The organism is Phenylobacterium sp., assembly GCF_036677185.1.
Classification (GTDB): Bacteria; Pseudomonadota; Alphaproteobacteria; order Caulobacterales; family Caulobacteraceae; genus Phenylobacterium.
The window spans coordinates 149689-167993 of the sequence record NZ_JAKFEN010000018.1 but is presented as its reverse complement, the minus strand read 5'-3'; the positions used below and the strand labels follow the sequence as shown (position 1 = coordinate 167993).

The window sequence follows — 18305 nt, the reverse complement described above, 5'->3', positions numbered from 1 at the left end:
CAAGGCGGCCCTGCAGTCCAAGCTTGGGGGCCCTTTGCGACGCCACAGCCCGACCACCCAAGTTCCCGCGCCGTTCCTGGAGACTCAACGATCGGGGTTTGCAGAACCTGCCCGCCGCGCAGCTTGAACTTGTGGATCGGCCGGGATTGCGGCTACCAGGGGCCATGACCGGTCATATCGCCGCCCTCTACCGCCATCCCGTCAAGGGGTTCACCCCGGAGCGGTTGGACCACGCCGACCTGACCCTGGGCGGGCCGTTCCCCTGTGACCGGCTCTATGCCGTGGAGAACGGGCCGTCGGGCTTCGACCCCGCGGCGCCCGGCCATATCTCCAAGCAGAAGTTCACCGTCCTGGCGGCCATTCCCGAGGTCGCCAAGGCCCGCACCGCCTATGACGAGGCGACCCACACCCTGCGCGCCACCGCTCCGGGCCAGCCGGATTTCGCCGGCGCCATGTCGGACGCGGCGGGCCAAGCCGCCTTCACGGCCTGGCTGGGCGGACTGCTGGGCGAGGAGGCCCAAGGGCCGCTTCGCGTCGTCCAGGCGCCGGGCCACCGGTTCATGGACCACCCACTGGGCCATGTCTCGATCATCAATCTGGCCACGGTGCGCGACCTTGAGGCCAGGATCGGCCGGCCGGTCGATCCGCTGCGCTTCCGCGGCAATGTCTATGTGGAGGGCTGGCCCGCCTGGGTGGAGAACGAGTGGGCCGGCCGCGAATTGATGGTCGGCTTCGCCCGGGTGAAGGTGTTCAAACCCATCGTCCGCTGCGCGGCGACCCATGTGGATCCCACGACCGCCGAACGCGACATGGATGTGGTCAAGGCCCTGTTCGACAACTACGGCCACATGAACCTGGGCATCTATGTCCACGTGGCCGACGGCGGCCGTCTCACCGTGGGCGACGCCTGCACCGAGCCGGAGCCCGCGGCATGAGCCTGAACCTGCTCCAGGCCTGGCAGAGCGCCAAGGCGCGGCTGGAGGCCGCGGGGCTGCCCGGCCCGGTCATCGACGCGCGCCTGATGGTCGAGGCCGCCGCCGACGCCACCCGGGCCGACATCGTCTCCGATCCCTATCGGCCGCTCACCGAGGAGCAGGAGGCGACCCTGGCCGACTACCTGGCCCGCCGCGAACGTCGTGAGCCGGTCAGCCACATCCTGGGCCGCAAGGGCTTCTGGAAGATCATGCTGGCGGTGACCCCCGACGTGCTCACCCCGCGGCCTGACACCGAGGTGATCGTCGACTATGTGCTGAAGGGCTGGCCCGAGCAGATGGCCTTCAGCATCCTGGACCTGGGCGTGGGGTCAGGCGCGATCATCCTGTCGATCCTGGCCGAGCGGCCCGCCGCCAAGGGCCTGGGGGTCGATGTCTCCGCCGAGGCCCTGGCCGTGGCCAGGGAGAACGCCGCCAATCTGGGCCTGGCCTCACGCCTGGCCCTGCTACGCGGCGACTGGACCGCGGGTCTGGGCGACGCCAGCTTCGACGTGGTGGTCTCCAACCCGCCCTATATCGCCACCGATGTGATCGAAACCCTCGAGCCCGAGGTGAAGGACCACGAACCCCGGATCGCCCTGGACGGCGGGCCGGACGGCCTGGACCACTATCGCCGCCTCGCCCCGGAGATCCTGCGGGTGCTGAAGCCCGGCGGAATGTTCGCCGTGGAGATCGGCTACGACCAGAAAGACGCCGTCGAAGCCCTGTTCACGGAGGCCGGCGGAAGCGACGTCTGGACCATCAAGGACCTGTCGCTGCATGACCGCGTGGTGGTCGGTACGAAAAACCCCTTGGAAACTCGCGTTTGAATCGCTAAGTCTTTGTCCTGTCTCCACCCAATTCGCCGGGTTTCGGACGTTCTGAAAACCGGAACGGACAAACGCTTCGGCAGGCGCGCGAATTGCGTGTCACGCGCCTAGATGACAGGGCGGATGACGGGGAACACACACGTCTTCAACACGGATTTCGGACGATGGCGTCCGACCCAAGGCGAGAGGATAGACCGCGCGCCGCCGGCATAGCCGGGGCGCAGCGGGATGATCACAAAGAATGAGAGATTTCAAGGGTATGAAGCGCCAGCGCGGCCGCAATCGCGGCGGCGGCGGTGGTGGTGGCGGTAAGCCACAGCAGCAGAACGCCAACCGCGCCTTCGATTCGAACGGCCCGGAAGGCGCGAAGGTGCGCGGCAACGCCCAGCACGTTTTCGAGAAATACCAACAGCTCGCCCGCGACGCATCGTCAGCCGGCGACCGGGTGCTGGCGGAGAACTACCTGCAGCACGCCGAGCACTATTTCCGGGTGGTTCGGGCCATGCAGCCCACCCGCCCGGCCAGCGATATCCTGGGCCGCGACAGCATCACCTCCGGATTCGACATCGATTTCGAGGATGAGAGCGGCGCCCAGGCCGCCGCAGCCGCGGACGCCGCGGCCGCTGAGGCGGAAGGCGACAACCCCGAAGGCGGCGACAGCGAGGGCCAACAACCGCGCGGCGAACGCTGGCGCGACGAACGCCCCCGCGACGACCGTCAACGCGACGATCGGCCCCGGGATGACCGCCAGCGCGACGATCGGCCGCGCGCCGACCGCTTCGAAGGCCAGGGTCAAGGCCAGAACCGCGGCCGCGACCGTTGGCGTGACCGCGACGATCGCCCCCGCGGCGACGGCCAACCGCAACAACGCGACGACCGTCCGGCTCGCGCCGACGACCGGCCCCGGGATGACCGCCCGCGTGACGATCGTCCCCGGGATGATCGGCCGCGCGACGAACGTCCCCGCGAGGACCGGGCCGCCCAGGACGACCGTCCGCCGCGCCGCGAGCGTTTCGAACGCGACCGCGACCGCGCCGACCGTCCGGACCGCGATCCCCTGGCGGTGGTCGAGCCCAAGGCGTCGCCTCTGGTCGCGCGCGAAGAGCAGGCCTCTCCGGTCCTGCGCGACGACGATGGCGGTGAGAGCCACGCCCCGGCCTTCCTGAAGGCCCCCAAGCCGCCGCGGGCCGCCGCGCCCAAGGCGCCGGTGGAGGAGGTCGCCGCCGAGGACAAGCCCAAGGCCCGGCGTCGCCGCGCCCCGCGCAGCTTCGAGGGCGGCGAAGGCTCGGCCTCGAACGAGACTGAGGAAGCCTAGGGCTTCAAGGCGAGGCTCCTGGCCCTGCGAGACAATCAATCCCTCCCCGCCGGGGAGGGATTTTTTGTGTCGGCGAAGCGGCTTCTGAAACCACCTCGACGCCCCAGGCGCCGAGATCCCCGCGGCAAGCGCCGCCGTGCGCCCTAGAAGGTGTAGCCCGCACCGATCCGGAAGCTCCGTCCGGGCAGGGGCGCCAGGTCTTTCAGGAATGAGGCGTGCTCCCGCGCCTCGGCGTCATTGATGTTCCGCGCGTCGACGAAGACCTTCAGGCCCTTGTCGGCGAACGGCCGCATCACCAGCGAGGCGTTCAGCATCCGGTAGCTGTCGGTGGGAATCTCGAAGGCCGCCACGCGATCCTGCTCGCCGACCTGGCGCAGTTCCAGCTTGCCGGTCCACCAGCCGCCCTCGAACACCGCCCGGCCGGTCACCGACCAGGGCGGGATCCGCACGGCCGGTCCCAGGTCGGTCTCGCCGTGCACATAGTCGGCGGCGCCTTCCAGGCTGAAGTTGCGATCACCGTCTTCCCACAGCCGGTAGGAGGCCTCGAACTCGGTTCCGTAGAACTCCGCGTCGGTCTGCACGAAATTGTAGATTTGGAAGCCGGAATCCGGGTCGTCGACGCCCGTGGCCTCCAGGTCGATGAAGCCGTCGTACTTCACACCGAACAGGTGGGCGTCGACCGACCAGGGGCCGGCGGAATAATGGACCGTGGCGTCGAGGGCGTAGGAAATCTCCTTGGCCAGGGTGGCGTCGCCGACCTCGAACTGCTGGGTGGCGGGGTGAGCGCCTTCGGAAAACAGCTCTTCCTCGGTGGGCGCGCGGCTGGTTCGCGAGGCGCTGAGTCCAAGGAACCAGCCCTTCGCCGGCCGCACGAACAGCCCGGCCGAGGCCGATATGTTGGTGAAGTCGCGCTCGCCCGCGACGCTGTCGAGTTGGCGTCGGTCGAGCCGCAGTCCGCCCTCGACGCCCCAGCTGTCCCGGTCCAGCCGCTGCAGGGTGAAGACGCCCTGCTCGGTGATCTTGGTCTTGGGGATCAGGGCTTCTTCGCCGATGGCGTCGAAATTGCGCAGCAGGGCCTGGACGCCCACCGCGCCTTGCCAGCCGTTGCGCTCGGGCTGGACGAACTCGGCGCGGCCTTCCCAGCCATCGGAGAGGAAGGTGGTGCCCACCTCGTCGCCCTCGAATTCGGTGTGGGTGTAGTCGGCCCAGCCAGCCGACAGCTTGACCTTGTCGAAGGGGCCGAGGTCGATATCGATCTCGCCCTGCGCGTCGACGCGGGTCTGCTCCAGCCCGATCGTCACGTCTTCCTCGGCCGCGATGCCGTAGGTGGTGTCTGTCTTCTTGATCGACAGGCCGCCATATCCGCGCGAGCCCACATAGGAGACCCCCGCGCCATAGGCCGAGAGCTCGACGGCGCTGTTGACCACCTTGGTTCCTGACCGCTCGGGCTCGGGCAGCCCCTCGACGGCGGCGAGGCGGCGCGAGATCTGGCCCACCGGGATCTCGTAGTCCTCGCCGGTCTTGCGCAGGCCGTCGACGCTGAACACCCAGTCGCCGATCCCGGCCTTGAAGGCGGCCGAGGCGAGCTGGCCCTCATCGACGCTGGACGCCGAGGCCAGCATCCGGCCATGGACGCCGTCCACGACCTTGCTGGGAATGCGGTCGTCGATGATGTTGACGATGCCGCCGATCGCCGAGCCGCCATAGGCCAGGGCCGAAGGCCCGCGCAGCACCTCGATCCGCTCGGCTTCCTGCGGATCGGTGGCGACCTGGTGGTCTGGCGACAGGGCCGAGGCGTCGATCATGCCGACCCCATTGGTCAGGACCAGCACCCGCGGCCCCGCCAGGCCGCGGATCACCGGGCGGCTGGCGCCAGGGCCAAAGAAGGTGGAGCGCACGCCGGGCAGGCCCGACAGAACATCGCCCAAGCCGCCGGGAGCGGCGGTGTCCAGGTCGTCGCGCTTGACCACGTTGACGGCGGTGGTGGTGGAGTCCATCGAGACCACATAGGGCGCGCCGGTGACCACCACTTCGGAGACCTCGCGCGGCGCGGCGTCGGCCGCCAGGGCCGGGCCGGCGATCAGGGCGAGGACGCCGGCGGCGGCGAACAGGGCGGTCTTGGGCATGCGGCGATCCTGCAATCCAGGGCGGCGCTCCAGCGGCCCTGTTACGAAATAACATCCCCTGTTATGAGATAACATAACCTGCCGTCAAGCGGCCATGGTTGCGAACCAGCCAGGAGGTGGTTAGCTGATGAATATGGGAGCAGAGTGTCACCACGCCGACGGCGCGCATCCGGGTCTGAGAGGCCACGCGCTGAGCCATGCCCTGGGCGCGGCCGAGAGCCGCTGCGCCGCAACCCAGGAACGCCTCACCGCCCCGCGCCGTCGGGTGCTGGAGCTGCTGCTGGAATCGAATGCGCCGCAGAAGGCCTATGACCTGATCGCCGCCTTCGGCGCCCAGGGTGAGCCCGCCAAGCCGCCCACGGTCTATCGCGCGCTGGAGTTCCTGGAGCGTCTGGGCTTCGCCCACCGCATCGAGAGCCTGAACGCCTATGTCCCCTGCCGCATCGACGGCCAGAGCCATCGCGCGGCGTTCCTGATCTGCGACTGCTGCGGGGCGGCCGAGGAGTTCGAGCCGGACTTCACCGCCCAGCTCGCCGCGGCCCGGACCGCCGGCTACGAGGTCGCCAGCATCACCCTGGAAGCCCGCGGCCGCTGCGCCGCCTGCCGGACCTAAGGGCATTCTCAATTCCGCTCATCCCGGCGAAGGCCGGGACCCAGATCTCCTAGCGCCGACGTGGGCGGGACAAGCTCTCAGCCCATAGAATCCGCGTCAGACCATGCCACCTGGGTCCCGGCCTTCGCCGGGATGAGCGGTGTTTCATCAAGGCCGCAGCCGCCCCATCCACAAGGCGTCGATGTACTCCCCGTCCCGCCAGGCGTAGCTCCGCAGCACCCCTTCCCGCTCGAAGCCGAACCGCTCGTAGAGAGCGATGGCGCGGGTGTTGTCGACCCACACCGACAGCTCGATGCGCTTGAGGTTCAGCCACTTGTCGGCCTGGTCGACCGCCGCGGCCATCAAGGCGGTTCCGATCCCTCGCCCGGCATAGGCGTCGTGGACGGCCATGCCGATCGTGCCCACATGCGCGCGCCGTCCCTCCAGCCGGTTCATGCCCAGGGTTCCCACGACCTTGCCCTCGATCACGCCCACGAAATTGGTGTGGCCCGCCGGCAGGGCCGCCATCCGTTTTCGCCGCTCGTCCACGCTGGTGAACGGGGTCTGCAACGTGCCCCAGACCGCCTTGGGCTGATTCAGCAGTTCGGCGACGTCGGCGGCGTCCTCAGGCTCGCGGGCGCGGACCTCAATGTCCTGACTCATCTCGTCTCTCCTTGAAGCCGGGTGAGACGGAGCCAAAGAAAAAGCCCCGTCCGTCGCCGGCGGGGCTGGTGTTCGAAGGCGACGCTGGTCCTCAGCGCACGACGTCTCCCACCGGCCCGGCCTGGGTGGTGCAAAGCGTTACGTGCATGAAGATCGCGGCGCGCATGGGCTAAGCTTAGGTCGGAAAAGGGAATCGGAAAAGCCGGTGATCGAAGTCACCCCCACCATCAGCCTGTCGGACGACGAACTCATCGAGCGGTTCATCCGCGCGGCGGGCCCCGGCGGCCAGAACGTCAACAAGGTCTCCACCGCCGTGGAACTGCGCTTCGACGTGCGCGGTTCGCCGTCCCTGCCCAACGATGTGGCCATCCGGCTGATGAAGCTGGGCGGGCGCAAGGTGACCCAAGACGGGGTGCTGGTCCTGGTGGCCATGACCCACCGCACCCAGGAGCGCAACCGCGCCGACGCCCTGGCGCGCCTGCTGGAGCTGATCCGCAAGGCCGCAGAGCCGCCGCCGCCGCCGCGCAAGAAGACCAAGCCGACCAAGGCCTCCAAGATCCGCCGGGTGGACGCCAAGGTCCGGCGCGGCGGCATCAAGTCGAACCGCGGCCGGGTGACCGGCGAGGATTGATCGCGGAAGCCCCTTGGCGCGCAGCCCTCGGCTTGCCTATGGTGCGCCCGCCATGTTCCGACCTCTCGCCTCCGCCCTCGCCGCCCTCGTCCTGGTCGCCGCCTGCGCGCCCACCCTGGGTCCCCCGCCGCCCCCGCCGCCGCCTCGCGACAGGGCGCCGCCGCCGGCCGCCGGCGGCTTCCGGGCCGGCGACTTCTCCTGGTCGGCCGTGCCAGGCCCCGGCCGCGTCGATGGCCGGCTGACCTATCGCGCCGGCCCGGTCCGCTACAGCTGCGCTGGCGCGGGCGTGGTGCTGACCCCGGAGACCGCCTGGACCCGGCGCCGGATGAGTATCCTCTACCTGTCGCCCGATCGCGCGGCCCTGCCGGCGGCCGACGTGCGCGCCCGCACCCCTTCTGCGCCCAGCGGCGACTATTCGGCCTTCGTCAAGCGGACGGTCTGCGACGCGGGCAGCCGCTTCGCGTTCTCCGGCCTCGCCAACGGCGCCTGGTTCGTAATCACGGTCGCCAAGCCGATCGCGCCCGGCAAGGGGCCCGACATCGCCATCATGCGCCGCATCGAGATCCGCGGCGGCAAGCCGGTGGGCGTCGATCTGTAGTTTCGCGGAACCTCCACCACGGGCTCGCGCGTTAACCTTCCGAGGGACGCGCAAATCCGCACGGAGGCGAAGATGCGCAAATTTATCGCCACCGGCCTGGCGGTCCTGACCTTCGCCGGCGCCCTGGCCACGGGCGCGGACGCCGCCGACCGCCGCCGCTATCACCATGACAACGACGATGGCGCGGCCATAGCCGCCGGCATCGCCGGCCTGGCCATCGGGGCGGCCCTGGCGTCCGGCAGCCGTGACCGAGGGTACTATCGCAACGACTACTACTATCGCGATGGCTACTATGACCGACGCTACTACGATTGGGACTACTATCCGCGCGGCTACTATGAGCGGCGCTACTACCGCCCGCCCGTCTATGGCTACTATGCTCCGCGCTATCGGCGTTCGAGCTGCCGCACCTACTCGCAGTGGGACCCCTATTATGGCGGCTATGTGCGGGTGAGGCGCTGCTGGTAGCCGACAGCAAAACGCCCCGGAAGTGATCCCGGGGCGTTCGCCATTTCAGCGTGCGCGCCTAGTGCACCTTGGCCTTGCCGATCTCCAGGCCGTCGGCCGAGGCGCCGACCTGGATGACCGATCCGTCTTCCAGGTCTCCGGCCAGCAGCTTGCGGGCGATGGGGTCCACCAGATCCTTCTGGATCACGCGCTTCAGCGGACGGGCGCCATAGACCGGGTCGTAGCCCTTCTCGGCCAGCCAATGGGTTGCGGCGGCGTCCAGGGCGATGGACATCCGCCGGTCGGCCAGCAGCTTCTCCACCCGGGTGAGCTGGATCTTGACGATGTCGTCCATGGCGCCGCGGCCCAGGCGCTTGAACAGGATGATCTCGTCGATCCGGTTCAGGAACTCCGGCCGGAAGTGGCGGCGGACCACGTCCATGACCATCGGCCGGACCTCGTCGACGTCCTCGCCCTCGGCCTGGTTGGCCAGGAACTCGGAACCGAGGTTCGATGTCATGATCAGGATGGTGTTGCGGAAGTCGACCGTTCGGCCCTGGCCGTCGGTCAGGCGGCCGTCGTCCAGCACCTGCAGCAGGATGTTGAACACGTCGGGGTGAGCCTTCTCCACCTCGTCGAACAGCACCACCTGATAGGGCCTGCGGCGCACCGCCTCGGTCAGCGCCCCGCCCTCGTCGTAGCCGACATAGCCGGGGGGTGCGCCGATCATCCGGCTGACCGAGTGCTTCTCCATGTACTCGCTCATGTCCATGCGGGTGATGGCGGCCTCGTCGTCGAACATGAAGTCGGCCAGGGTCTTGGTGAGCTCGGTCTTGCCGACGCCAGTGGGACCCAGGAACAGGAACGAGCCGATGGGCCGGTTGGGATCCTGCAGCCCGGCGCGGGCGCGGCGCACGGCGTCGGAGACGGCGACCAGCGCCTCCTCCTGGCCGATCACGCGGCCGCGCAGGGCGTCCTCCATCTTGAGCAGCTTGTCGCGCTCGCCCTCCAGCATCTTCTCGACAGGGATGCCGGTCCAGCGGGAGACGACGGCCGCGATCTGCTCGGCGTCGACCACCTCGGGGCTGATCGGATCCTCGGCGGCGGCGGCCTCCTCGGTCTCGAGACGGCGCTCCAGGGCGGGGATTTCGCCATAGGCGATCTCCGACGCACGCTGCAGGTCGCCGCGGCGCTGGACGGTCACCAGTTCGGCGCGCAGCCGATCCAGGGCTTCGCGGGCCTGGGCGGCGGAGGAGACCTTCTCCTTTTCCGAGCGCCAGCGGGCGGTCATCTCGGCCGACTGGCCTTCCAGGTCGTCGAGCTCCTCTTCCAGCTTTTCAAGCCGGGCCTTGGAGGCCGCGTCGGTCTCTCGGGCCAGGGCCTCGCGCTCGATCTTCAGCTGCACGATGCGCCGGTCGATCTCGTCCAGCTCCTCGGGCTTGGAATCCACCGCCATGCGCACCCGGCTGCCGGCCTCGTCGATCAGGTCGATGGCCTTGTCGGGCAGGAAGCGGTCGGCGATGTAGCGGTGCGACAGGGTCGCGGCGGCCACGATGGCGGCGTCGGAGATGCGCACTCCGTGGTGGACCTCGTACTTCTCCTTCAGGCCGCGCAGGATCGAGACGGTGTCCTCCACCGTCGGCTCGGAGACGAACACCGGCTGGAAGCGGCGCGCCAGGGCGGCGTCCTTCTCCACGTGCTTGCGGTACTCGTCCAGCGTGGTGGCGCCGACGCAGTGCAGCTCGCCGCGCGCCAGGGCGGGCTTGAGCAGGTTTGAGGCGTCCATGGCCCCGTCCGACTTGCCCGCGCCGACCAGGGTGTGCATCTCGTCAATGAACAGGATGATCGAGCCCTCGGCGGCGGTGACCTCGTTCAGCACCGCTTTCAGCCGCTCCTCGAACTCGCCGCGGTACTTCGCGCCCGCGATCAGCGAGCCCATGTCCAGGGAGTGGAGCTGCTTCTCCTTCAGACTCTCGGGCACGTCGCCATTGACGATGCGCAGGGCCAGTCCCTCGACGATGGCGGTCTTGCCGACCCCGGGCTCGCCGATCAGCACCGGGTTGTTCTTGGTGCGGCGGCTCAGCACCTGGATGGTGCGGCGGATCTCCTCGTCGCGGCCGATGACCGGGTCGAGCTTGCCGTCGCGGGCGGCCTGGGTCAGGTCCCGCGCATAGCGCTTGAGCGCGTCATAGCCCTCCTCGGCCGAGGCCGAGTCGGCGGTCTTGCCCTTGCGCATGGCCGTGGCGGCCTCTTCCAGCGCCCCGGCCTTGACGCCGGACTCAGCCAGAACCTTGGCCGCGTCGCCGCCTTCCTTGGCGATGGCGATCAGCAGCCGTTCGGTGGTGACGAAGGCGTCGCCGGCGGCCTTCGCCCCGGCCTCGGCGTCGGCGAAGATGCGGGCGACTTCCGGCGTCATATAGAGCTGGCCCGACCCGCCCTCGACCTTGGGCCGCTTGGCCAGGAGGGTGTCGGCGGCCGTGTCGGCGGCTTCGGGCCGGCCGCCCGCGCTCTGGATCAGGGCGCGGCTCAGGCCGTCTTTTTCCTCAAGCAAAACCTTCAGCAGGTGCTCAGGCGCGAGCTGCTGATGGCGCCTCGCGAGCGCGAGGCTCTGCGCCGACTGGATCGCCTGCTTGGCGCGGTCTGAATAGAGATCGATGTTCATGGCGTCCCCTGGATAGGCGGATTTGCAGGCATCGCCTTGATCAAGCGCAACGCCGGCATGACCCGATGTAGTGTGGCCTCAACGCCACACAAGGGACCGCGATCCCGCCTAGTTGGGCGGATTGTGCTTCTCCAGGAAGGCGACGACGGCGTTCAGCATCGCAAGCCGTGTCTCGCCCCGCGAGAGCCAGTGGTCCTCCCCCGGCAGGGACACGAGTTGGACGGATTTCCCGGCCTTGATCAGAGCATCGTTCATTAGGCGGGATTGCTGGAACGGCACGACGGTGTCGTCGCGGCCGTGGATCAGCAGGATGGGGGTGTCGACCTTGGCCGCCTGGACGACGGGAGAGATCTCGGCCAGGCGGGGATCGTTGGTGTCCTTGGCCCCCATGAACCGCAGCCAGTAGCGGCGCGCGGCGACCCCGCTCTTGTCGCGTGACCATTCGACCATCGATTTCGGGTCGGCGACGCCACCAAAGGATGCGGCGCAGCGGTAGACGCCGGGGTCCAGGCTGGGACCGGCCAGGGCCGCATAGCCGCCATAGCTTCCCCCCACGATGCATACCCGTTTCGGATCGATGACACCCTGGCCCGCCAGGTGACGCACGCCGTCCGACAGGTCGGTCTGCATCTTACGGCCCCATTCGCCATAGCCGGCGGTCAGCAAGTCGGCGCCTAGACCATCGGATCCGCGAAAGTTGACCTGCAGCACCGCATAGCCCCGCGACGCCAAGGCCTGAGCCCACCAGTCGAAGACCGGGGTGTCTCGCGCCGCTGGACCGCCGTGCGGCAGCACGACCAGCGGAAGGCCCTTCGCCGGACGCCCGAGCGGCGTGGTCAGATAGCCCGACAGCTCCAGGCCGTCCTTGGCCTTGAACTTCAGCGGGCGGACCGGGGCGACGTCGCCCGCGCCAAGGTTTTCGTAGAGCCCGCCGATCCAGGTGGCCTTCTTCGCCCCCAGGTCCACCAGGGCGTAGTCCGGCCCCTCGGTCTTGGAGTCCACCAGCACGACGAGCTTCTTGCGGTCCGCCGACCAGGAGATCAGGTGCACGGCCTCGCCGGGATAGGCGGCTTCCACCGACCGCCAGGTCCGCTGGTCACGGGGATCGAAGAAGGTGTAGCGCAGGTCGTCGCCGACCCGCTCGCTATGGCCGATCAACTGGTGGGTGGCGGGATCGCGGACCGGCGTGGCGTCGCCCGGGATCAGCGGTTCGCTCCAGGTCCCGTCGCGGCGCAACTCGCGGACGAGGGCGAGGTCCTGGTCGTCCTGGGTGCCCACCAGCAAGGTGTCGGCGCCCCGCCCCAGGCCCATCAGAGACACACCGCCGTGCAGGGCGGTGCCGCCCGCCAGCTCACGCCATGCGGCGCCGTCCTTGATGCGGACCTGCCAGCGGCCGCTGGCGGGATCCTGGCCGCTCTCGGCCAAGGCCTCGCCGTCCTGCGCCACCAGCCAGTCGCGGGTGCCGGGAAACCCGCCGTGCACGACTTTGGATTCGCCGCGCTTCAGCTCGATACGGAACAGGGCGATGCGGCCCCGGTGCGTGCTGTCGAACCGCCAGCCCTCGGCAAAGACCAGCGGCTCATTGTCGACCATGCGCACACTGAACGATCCGGCCAGGACGTTCAGTCCATTGTCGGCGTCACGCAGCAGTTGCCGCATCTTCTGCGTCTTGACGTCGTACGAAAACAGCATGCGCCATTCACCCCGAGGGGCGATGACGTCCTGGATCCTCGCCGTGGTGGAGGTGGTGATGAGCAGGTGATCGGAGCTCGCCCAGCGCAAGTCGCGCACCTTGGCCTCGCCGACGATCATCCCGGTCACTTGACCGGTGGCGAGATCCTTCATCACGATCCGCCGCTGCTCGCCGTTGGTGGCGATCAAGGCCAGGCGCGCGCCGTCCGGCGATATCGTCACGTCCTCGATGGACGGCAGCTTTCCATAGACTTCCAGCGGCGCGGCGAAGGCCGGCGTCGCACATACGGCCAGGATGAAGGCCGCCAAACGTCGCGCGATCATGAACAGCTCCCCCGAGACATGCATGTTGGCCCAGGAGCGGTCGCCCAATCAACCACAAGTCGCGGCGCTATTGCCGGGCCATCTCCGCCTGGCCGACCGCTTCGCCGTCCAGGTCCTGCTCGCCGTCCATGGTCACGGTCACCTTGCGCAGCTTGCCGGTGAAGCTGAAGGGCGCAGGATAGTCCCCGACCGCGCTGCCGCGGTCGCGGCCGATGTCCAGGCCCGACCAGGAGATCAGGGTGGCGAAGCCCAGATAGGTATGGACCTGGCCGGCCGCCTGGTCGTCGACGGTCAGGGTGAAGGTCCGCCCATCGCCCTGCTTGCAGACGACGCCCAGCCTGCGCCAGCCGGCCGCCAGCGGCGCCTCGGAGCTGACCGTGGCCCGGCTTCCGCCGATATTGATCGTGTGGTGCAGACGCCCGTCGCGGACGAACAGGGAATAGCCGCAGGTGGCGTCGCCGTGGGCGATTAGCACGCCCTCGCAGCCGGGCTCGATCCTGGCCTCGGCGACGATGCGGTAGTCGCGCGAGCGCACGTCGGGGGCGCAGTCGGTGGGCAGGTGGCCCATGCCCTGGTGGAACACGAAGCGCTTGCGCGGGCCGGAATAGCGCGCGGCGTTCTCCGCAAAGCGTTGGGCGAAACGGTCGTCCAGCGGCAGGACCTTGCAGGCCTCGGCCTCCTTCCACCACAGCGCCTGAAGTTCGGCGAGCTTCTCAGGCTGCGCCTGGGCCAGGTCGTCGGTCTCGGAGAAGTCGGCGTCCAGGTGGAACAGTTCCCACCGGTCGTCGTCGAACGATAGGCCGGGCGGGTGGTAGGCCACCGCCTTCCAGCCGTCCTTCCAGAGGCCGCGGTGGCCGAACATCTCGAAATACTGCGCCCGGCGGCGGGCCGGGGCGGCGGGATCGGCGAGGGACGGGGCGAAGCTCACCCCCTCCATCGGCATCTGGGCCACGCCGTTGATGCTGTCCGGCGGGGTCAGGCCGAGCAGCTCGAGCAGGGTCGGGGTGAAGTCGCTGGCGTGGGCGAATTGGGGCCGCAGCTCTCCGCGCGCGGCTATGCCCTTGGGCCAGGAGATCACCAGCGGGTCACGGATGCCGCCCCCGTGGGTGTTCTGCTTGTAGCGCCGCAGCGGGGTGTTCGAGGCCATGGCCCAGCCGTGCGGGAAGTTCGAGTGGCTGTCGGGCCCGCCGATCAGGTCGATCCGCGCCAGCTTCTCGGCCACCGGCTCGGGCTTCATGTTGTAGGGGCCCATGGCGTTGACGAAGCCGAAGGGACCGCCCTCCTGGCTCGCCCCATTGTCCGACAGCACCAGGATCAGGGTGTCGTCGCGCAGGTTCGCTTCGTCGAGGAAGGCGACCAACCGCGCCAGGTGGCGGTCGGCGTGGTCCAGCATGCCGGCGAAGGCGCTCTGCAGCCGGGTGAATATCCGCTGTTCGTCGGGGCTGTGGTCGGCCCAGGCCTTCACCCCGTCGTTGCGGTCGGGAAGCCGCGTGTCCGGGGGCACGATCCCTAGGGCCTTCTGCCGCGCCAGGCGGCGTTCGCGCTCCAGGTCCCAGCCGCCCTCGAAGACCGCGTCATAGCTCTCGATGATCTCCTTGGGCGCCTGGTGTGGGGCGTGGCAGGCCCCAAAGGCCAGCCACAGCAGCCAGGGCTTGTCGGGCGCATCGGCCACGTGGTCGGCCACATAGCGGATCGACTGGTCCACCAGGTCGGCGGTCAGGTGATAGCCCTCGGGATAGGTGGCCGGTGGATCGATCGGCGTGTTGTCGCGCACCAGCTCGGGCGAATACTGGTCCGTCTCGGCGTCCATGAAGCCGTAGTAGCGGTCGAAGCCCCGGCCCAGCGGCCAGCCGTCGAAGGGCCCCGCCGACCCGGTTTCGGTCAGCGGCGTCGCGTGCCACTTGCCGACCATGTAGGTCCCATAGCCGTTGGCCCGCAGCATCTCCTGCAGGGTCCCGGCCTCCTTGGCGATCTTGCCGCGGTAGCCGGGGAAGCCTGAATCGAAGTTGGCGAGGCAGCCCATGCCCACCGAGTGGTGGTTGCGCCCGGTCAGCAGGGCCGCCCGCGTGGTGGAGCACATGGCCGTGGTGTGGAAGCCGGTGTAGCGCAGCCCCTGCCCGGCGATGGCGTCGATGGTCGGCGTCCTGATCGGCGAGCCGTAGCAGCCGAAATCCGAGAAACCGACATCGTCGAACAGCACCACCAGGATGTTGGGCGCGCCCTTCGGCGGCGAGGGCCGCTCAGGCCAATGCGGGGTCGAGTCCGCGAGCGTCCGACCGATCTTCGCCACCATCTTGGTCTCGCCTACTTCTGGTTGGCGTAAAGCTTGACCACCTCGAAGAGGAAGTCGCGGCCTTCATAGAGGGAGCGCACCCGCATCTTTTCATTCAAGCCGTGGGCGCCATTGCCCTCCGGCTCGCCGAACAGGCCCGACAGGCCGTAGGTCGGGATGCCCACCGCGTTCAGGAACCGTCCGTCGGTGGCGCCGGTGGCCATGACCGGGACCAGGGGCACGCCCGGCCACATCTTCTTGGACACCTGCTCCACCGGACCGGTGATGTTCTTGCCCAGGCTGGGGGGCGGCGAGACGGGGCTCGGCACGCCCACCGTGGTCACCTTGATGGCGTCGTCGGCCAGCACCTTGACCAGGGTCTGACGCACATCCTCAACGCCCTCGCCCGGCAGGATGCGGCAGTTCACATTCGCCCGCGCCCGCTGCGGCAGGGCGTTGGGCGCGTGGCCGGCGGTGACCATGGTGGCCACGCAGGTGGTGCGCATCATCGAGTTGCGGCCGGGATCCTGGGCTACCTTCGCCACGGCAGCGACGTCGGCCGGGTTCTTGGCCACCGCGGCCATGGCCGCGCCGGACTCCCCGCCCTCGATCACCGCCATGCGTTCGAAATTGCCGCGCACGGCGTCGTTGAGCTTCACCGGGAAATCATGGACGCCCAGCCGCGCGAGGCCGGAGGACAGGTGGTAGATGGCGTTGTCGCGGACCGGCACGGACGAGTGGCCGCCCTTGTTGGTCACTTCCAGGGTGTAGTCCTGGTAGACCTTCTCGCCGGCTTGGATGCCCAGGGAGACGCGGGCGCCGTCCTTGTCCAGCCGTCCGCCGGCGCCCTCGTTCAGCACGAACTCGGCGTCCATCAGGTCCTTGTGGTTGGCGATCAGGTACTGGACGCCGTTGAAGGTGTCCGGGGTCTCCTCGCCGCAGGTCAGCGCCATCCTGAGGGTCCGGCGGGGTTTGAAGCCCTCCTTTTTGTAGCGCGCCAGGCTGTCGGTCCAGATCGCCGCCTGGGCTTTGTCGTCGCCGGCGCCGCGGGCGTAGAAGAAGCCGCCCTCCTCCACCAGCTTGAACGGGTCGCGCTCCCAATCGGCGCGATTGGCCTCGACCACGTCGATATGGGCGAGCAGCAGAATCGGCTTGGCCTTGGCGTCGGTTCCCTTCAGCGTGGCGATCAAAGCGCCGTCCTTGGGGCGTTCGGGCGGGGCGACGATCTTCAGGTCCTCGTCGGCGAAGCCGGCGGCCTTCAGGCGGCTGGCCATGGCTTCGGCCGCGGCGGTGCAGCTCCCCGAGGAGAGCGTCGTATTGATCTCGATCAGCTCCTTGTAGAGGTCGCGGAAAGCGAGCTGGTCGGGGCGGGCGGTTTGGGCCGCGGCCGGGCCGGCCAGCGCCAACGCCGCGAACGCCGCGGCGGAAAACAGACGGATCATGAAGCACTCCAAGCGAGGTGGAGCGACCCTATGGGGCGGCCGTTTCAACCGCAACGGCCATGGTGAGGCTTCGTCCGCGAGCCGCAGCACGCCGACTATCGGCTCCTCTCCCCGCGGAAGACGGGTGGAGAGGAGAACTCGTCCGGCCGCGCAGCGATTCCGGTCAGGTCAGTTCATTTCCGACTTCTTCGGCGCGGCGGGCGGAAGCGGGGCGATCCTCACCCCGTCCTCGGTGAGCGCCTTGACCTCGGCGGGGGTGGCCTCGCCATAGATGCCGCGGTCCTCCGAGCGCCCCTCGTGGATGGCGCGGGCCTCGCCGGCGAAGGCGTCGCCCACATAGTCGAAGTTCTCCTCGACGTGCCGGCGCACCTGGCCCATGGCCTCCATCACCATGGAGCGCATCGGCGAGGGCAGGTCGGGGGTGTTCTTCTTCGTGCCGGCCACGTTGGGAGCCATGATCTGCTTGGCCACCGCCTTGGAGTCGCAGATCGGGCAGGCCACCAGGCCGCGGGCCAGCTGATCGTCGAAATCGTCCGACGACCCGAACCAGCCCTCGAACTCATGGGCGGCCTCGCAGGCCAGGGCGTAGCGGATCATAGGATAGATATAGGGGCTTCAAAGGCCATCGCATTGGCCAGCGCCGGGATCGCCGCGCGGGCCTTGGCCACAGCGGTCAGATCCAGGTCGACCACCAGGACCCCGGGCTCGTCGTGATCCAGCTTGCCCAACACTTCGCCCCACGGGCCGACGGCCAGGGTTCGACCGTAGGTGCCGCGGCCGTCCTCATGGAAGCCGCCCTGGGCCGGGGCCAGGACGAAGCTGCCGGTCTCGATGGCCCGGGCGCGCAGCAGGATCTCCCAGTGGGCTTCGCCGGTCGGCCGGGTGAAGGCCGCGGGGGTCACGATCACCTCGGCGCCGGCGAGCGCCAGGGCGCGGTAGAGGGCCGGGAAGCGGACGTCGTAGCAGACGGTGAGGCCGAGCTTCATTTCGCCGGCCTGCACCGCCACCGCCCGGTCGCCGGGTTCGTAGACCGCACTCTCCCGCGCCGTCTCCCCGGTGGGCAAATCAACATCAAACATATGGATTTTGTCATATGTCGCAGTGATTTCACCGCGCGGTGAAATCAGCGCCGATCGGTTGGCCACTTTGCCGTCCTCGCGTTTGACCAGGGCCGAGCCGATCAACACACCTATCGAAAGTTCGTGCGCAAGCGCCTGGAGGCCGGCGACCACCGGATCGTCTTCCAGTAGCGTCAGTTGCGGCAGCAGGGCCGCCTTGTCCCGCTGCAGGATGTTGGTCCCCTCGGGGGTGGCGACGAAGGTCGCGCCCTGGGCCGCGGCCTCGCGCACCAGAGGCGCCACATGGGCCAGGGCCGCGGCGTGGGTCGCGGGGGTGCGGGTCTGGATCAGTCCGACGCGGAGGCTCATGGCATGAGCGTTAGGTCAGACGCGCGCCGGGCTCAAGCTCAGGCGGCGAGGAGCGCGTCCAGCTTGCCGTCATATTCCAGGGCCATCATGTCGTCGCAGCCGCCGATGTGGCGCTCGTCGATGAAGATCTGCGGGAAGGTCGCCCGGCCGCCGGAGCGCTGGATCATTTCCTGGCGCTTGGCGGGATCGAAGGCGGCCTCGATCTCGGTGAAGGGCGCGCCCTTCTTCTCCAGCAGCGAAACCGCGCGGATGCAGTAGGGGCAGTACGGCTTTGTGTAGATGGTGATCTGGGCCATGGCTCAATGAACGCAGA

The 18305-nt window shown here is 68.9% G+C and carries 16 protein-coding genes; 7 read left to right on the top strand and 9 right to left on the bottom strand.

The window, feature by feature from the left end; all coding sequences use genetic code 11:
- Positions 1–164 precede the first annotated feature (164 nt).
- The 3 genes from V6M51_RS09280 to V6M51_RS09270 all read left to right on the top strand — a co-directional run bounded on the left by V6M51_RS09280 (position 165) and on the right by V6M51_RS09270 (position 3116).
- Positions 165–935 carry an MOSC domain-containing protein gene (locus V6M51_RS09280; RefSeq protein ID WP_332766555.1) on the top strand — a complete coding sequence of 257 codons (771 nt, stop codon included), beginning with the start codon at positions 165–167 and terminating at the stop codon, positions 933–935.
- Positions 932–1801 (top strand): peptide chain release factor N(5)-glutamine methyltransferase, encoded by an 870-nt coding sequence (prmC, locus tag V6M51_RS09275; protein WP_332766554.1) that lies wholly within the window; start codon positions 932–934, stop codon positions 1799–1801. The genes V6M51_RS09280 and prmC overlap by 4 nt, the downstream gene beginning before the upstream one ends.
- 241 nt (positions 1802–2042) lie before the next feature.
- A complete protein-coding gene (locus V6M51_RS09270; RefSeq protein WP_332766553.1) occupies positions 2043–3116 on the top strand; it encodes a DUF4167 domain-containing protein in 1074 nt (357 codons plus the stop codon).
- 143 nt (positions 3117–3259) lie between these two features.
- Here V6M51_RS09270 and V6M51_RS09265 read toward each other — a convergent pair whose 3' ends face one another.
- Positions 3260–5242, bottom strand: a complete 1983-nt coding sequence (locus V6M51_RS09265; RefSeq protein ID WP_332766551.1) for a TonB-dependent receptor — start codon at positions 5240–5242, stop codon at positions 3260–3262.
- Between the two features lie 127 nt (positions 5243–5369).
- Between V6M51_RS09265 and V6M51_RS09260 the strand changes: the two genes are divergently transcribed.
- On the top strand, positions 5370–5855 hold the full coding sequence (locus tag V6M51_RS09260) for a Fur family transcriptional regulator (RefSeq protein WP_442957695.1): 486 nt from the start codon (positions 5370–5372) through the stop codon (positions 5853–5855).
- Positions 5856–6002: 147 nt separating this feature from the next.
- Here V6M51_RS09260 and V6M51_RS09255 read toward each other — a convergent pair whose 3' ends face one another.
- Positions 6003–6497, bottom strand: coding sequence for a GNAT family N-acetyltransferase (locus V6M51_RS09255; RefSeq protein WP_332766549.1), 495 nt, complete (start codon positions 6495–6497; stop codon positions 6003–6005).
- 205 nt (positions 6498–6702) lie between these two features.
- On the opposite strand from V6M51_RS09255, the gene arfB reads away from it, so the two are divergent.
- The 3 genes from arfB to V6M51_RS09240 all read left to right on the top strand — a co-directional run bounded on the left by arfB (position 6703) and on the right by V6M51_RS09240 (position 8194).
- The gene (arfB, locus tag V6M51_RS09250; protein WP_332766548.1) at positions 6703–7128 is read left to right on the top strand and encodes an alternative ribosome rescue aminoacyl-tRNA hydrolase ArfB; all 426 of its coding nucleotides are present in this window, start codon (positions 6703–6705) and stop codon (positions 7126–7128) included.
- A 52-nt stretch (positions 7129–7180) separates the two neighbouring features.
- On the top strand, positions 7181–7726 hold the full coding sequence (locus tag V6M51_RS09245) for a hypothetical protein (RefSeq protein ID WP_332766546.1): 546 nt from the start codon (positions 7181–7183) through the stop codon (positions 7724–7726).
- Positions 7727–7798: 72 nt separating this feature from the next.
- Positions 7799–8194: a hypothetical protein gene (locus V6M51_RS09240; protein WP_332766544.1), complete on the top strand. Its 396-nt coding sequence runs from the start codon at positions 7799–7801 to the stop codon at positions 8192–8194.
- A gap of 58 nt (positions 8195–8252) precedes the next feature.
- On the opposite strand, the gene clpB is transcribed toward V6M51_RS09240, so the two are convergent.
- The 7 genes from clpB to grxC all read right to left on the bottom strand — a co-directional run bounded on the left by clpB (position 8253) and on the right by grxC (position 18288).
- A complete protein-coding gene (gene clpB, locus V6M51_RS09235; RefSeq protein WP_332766542.1) occupies positions 8253–10835 on the bottom strand; it encodes an ATP-dependent chaperone ClpB in 2583 nt (860 codons plus the stop codon).
- 108 nt (positions 10836–10943) lie between these two features.
- Complete coding sequence (locus V6M51_RS09230) at positions 10944–12851, bottom strand: alpha/beta hydrolase family protein (protein ID WP_332766540.1); 1908 nt, start codon at positions 12849–12851, stop codon at positions 10944–10946.
- A gap of 67 nt (positions 12852–12918) precedes the next feature.
- Positions 12919–15144: a sulfatase-like hydrolase/transferase gene (locus tag V6M51_RS09225; RefSeq protein WP_332766538.1), complete on the bottom strand. Its 2226-nt coding sequence runs from the start codon at positions 15142–15144 to the stop codon at positions 12919–12921.
- A gap of 11 nt (positions 15145–15155) precedes the next feature.
- Positions 15156–16565 carry a M20/M25/M40 family metallo-hydrolase gene (locus tag V6M51_RS09220; protein WP_332766536.1) on the bottom strand — a complete coding sequence of 470 codons (1410 nt, stop codon included), beginning with the start codon at positions 16563–16565 and terminating at the stop codon, positions 15156–15158.
- A gap of 168 nt (positions 16566–16733) precedes the next feature.
- Positions 16734–17162: a DUF1178 family protein gene (locus V6M51_RS09215; RefSeq protein WP_332766534.1), complete on the bottom strand. Its 429-nt coding sequence runs from the start codon at positions 17160–17162 to the stop codon at positions 16734–16736.
- Entirely contained in the window at positions 17159–17992 is an 834-nt protein-coding gene (locus tag V6M51_RS09210) for a carbon-nitrogen hydrolase family protein (RefSeq protein WP_332766532.1), read from the bottom strand. Before V6M51_RS09210 ends, V6M51_RS09215 begins: the two co-directional genes overlap by 4 nt.
- 38 nt (positions 17993–18030) lie before the next feature.
- Positions 18031–18288 carry a glutaredoxin 3 gene (grxC, locus tag V6M51_RS09205; RefSeq protein WP_332766530.1) on the bottom strand — a complete coding sequence of 86 codons (258 nt, stop codon included), beginning with the start codon at positions 18286–18288 and terminating at the stop codon, positions 18031–18033.
- Positions 18289–18305: the final 17 nt, after the last annotated feature.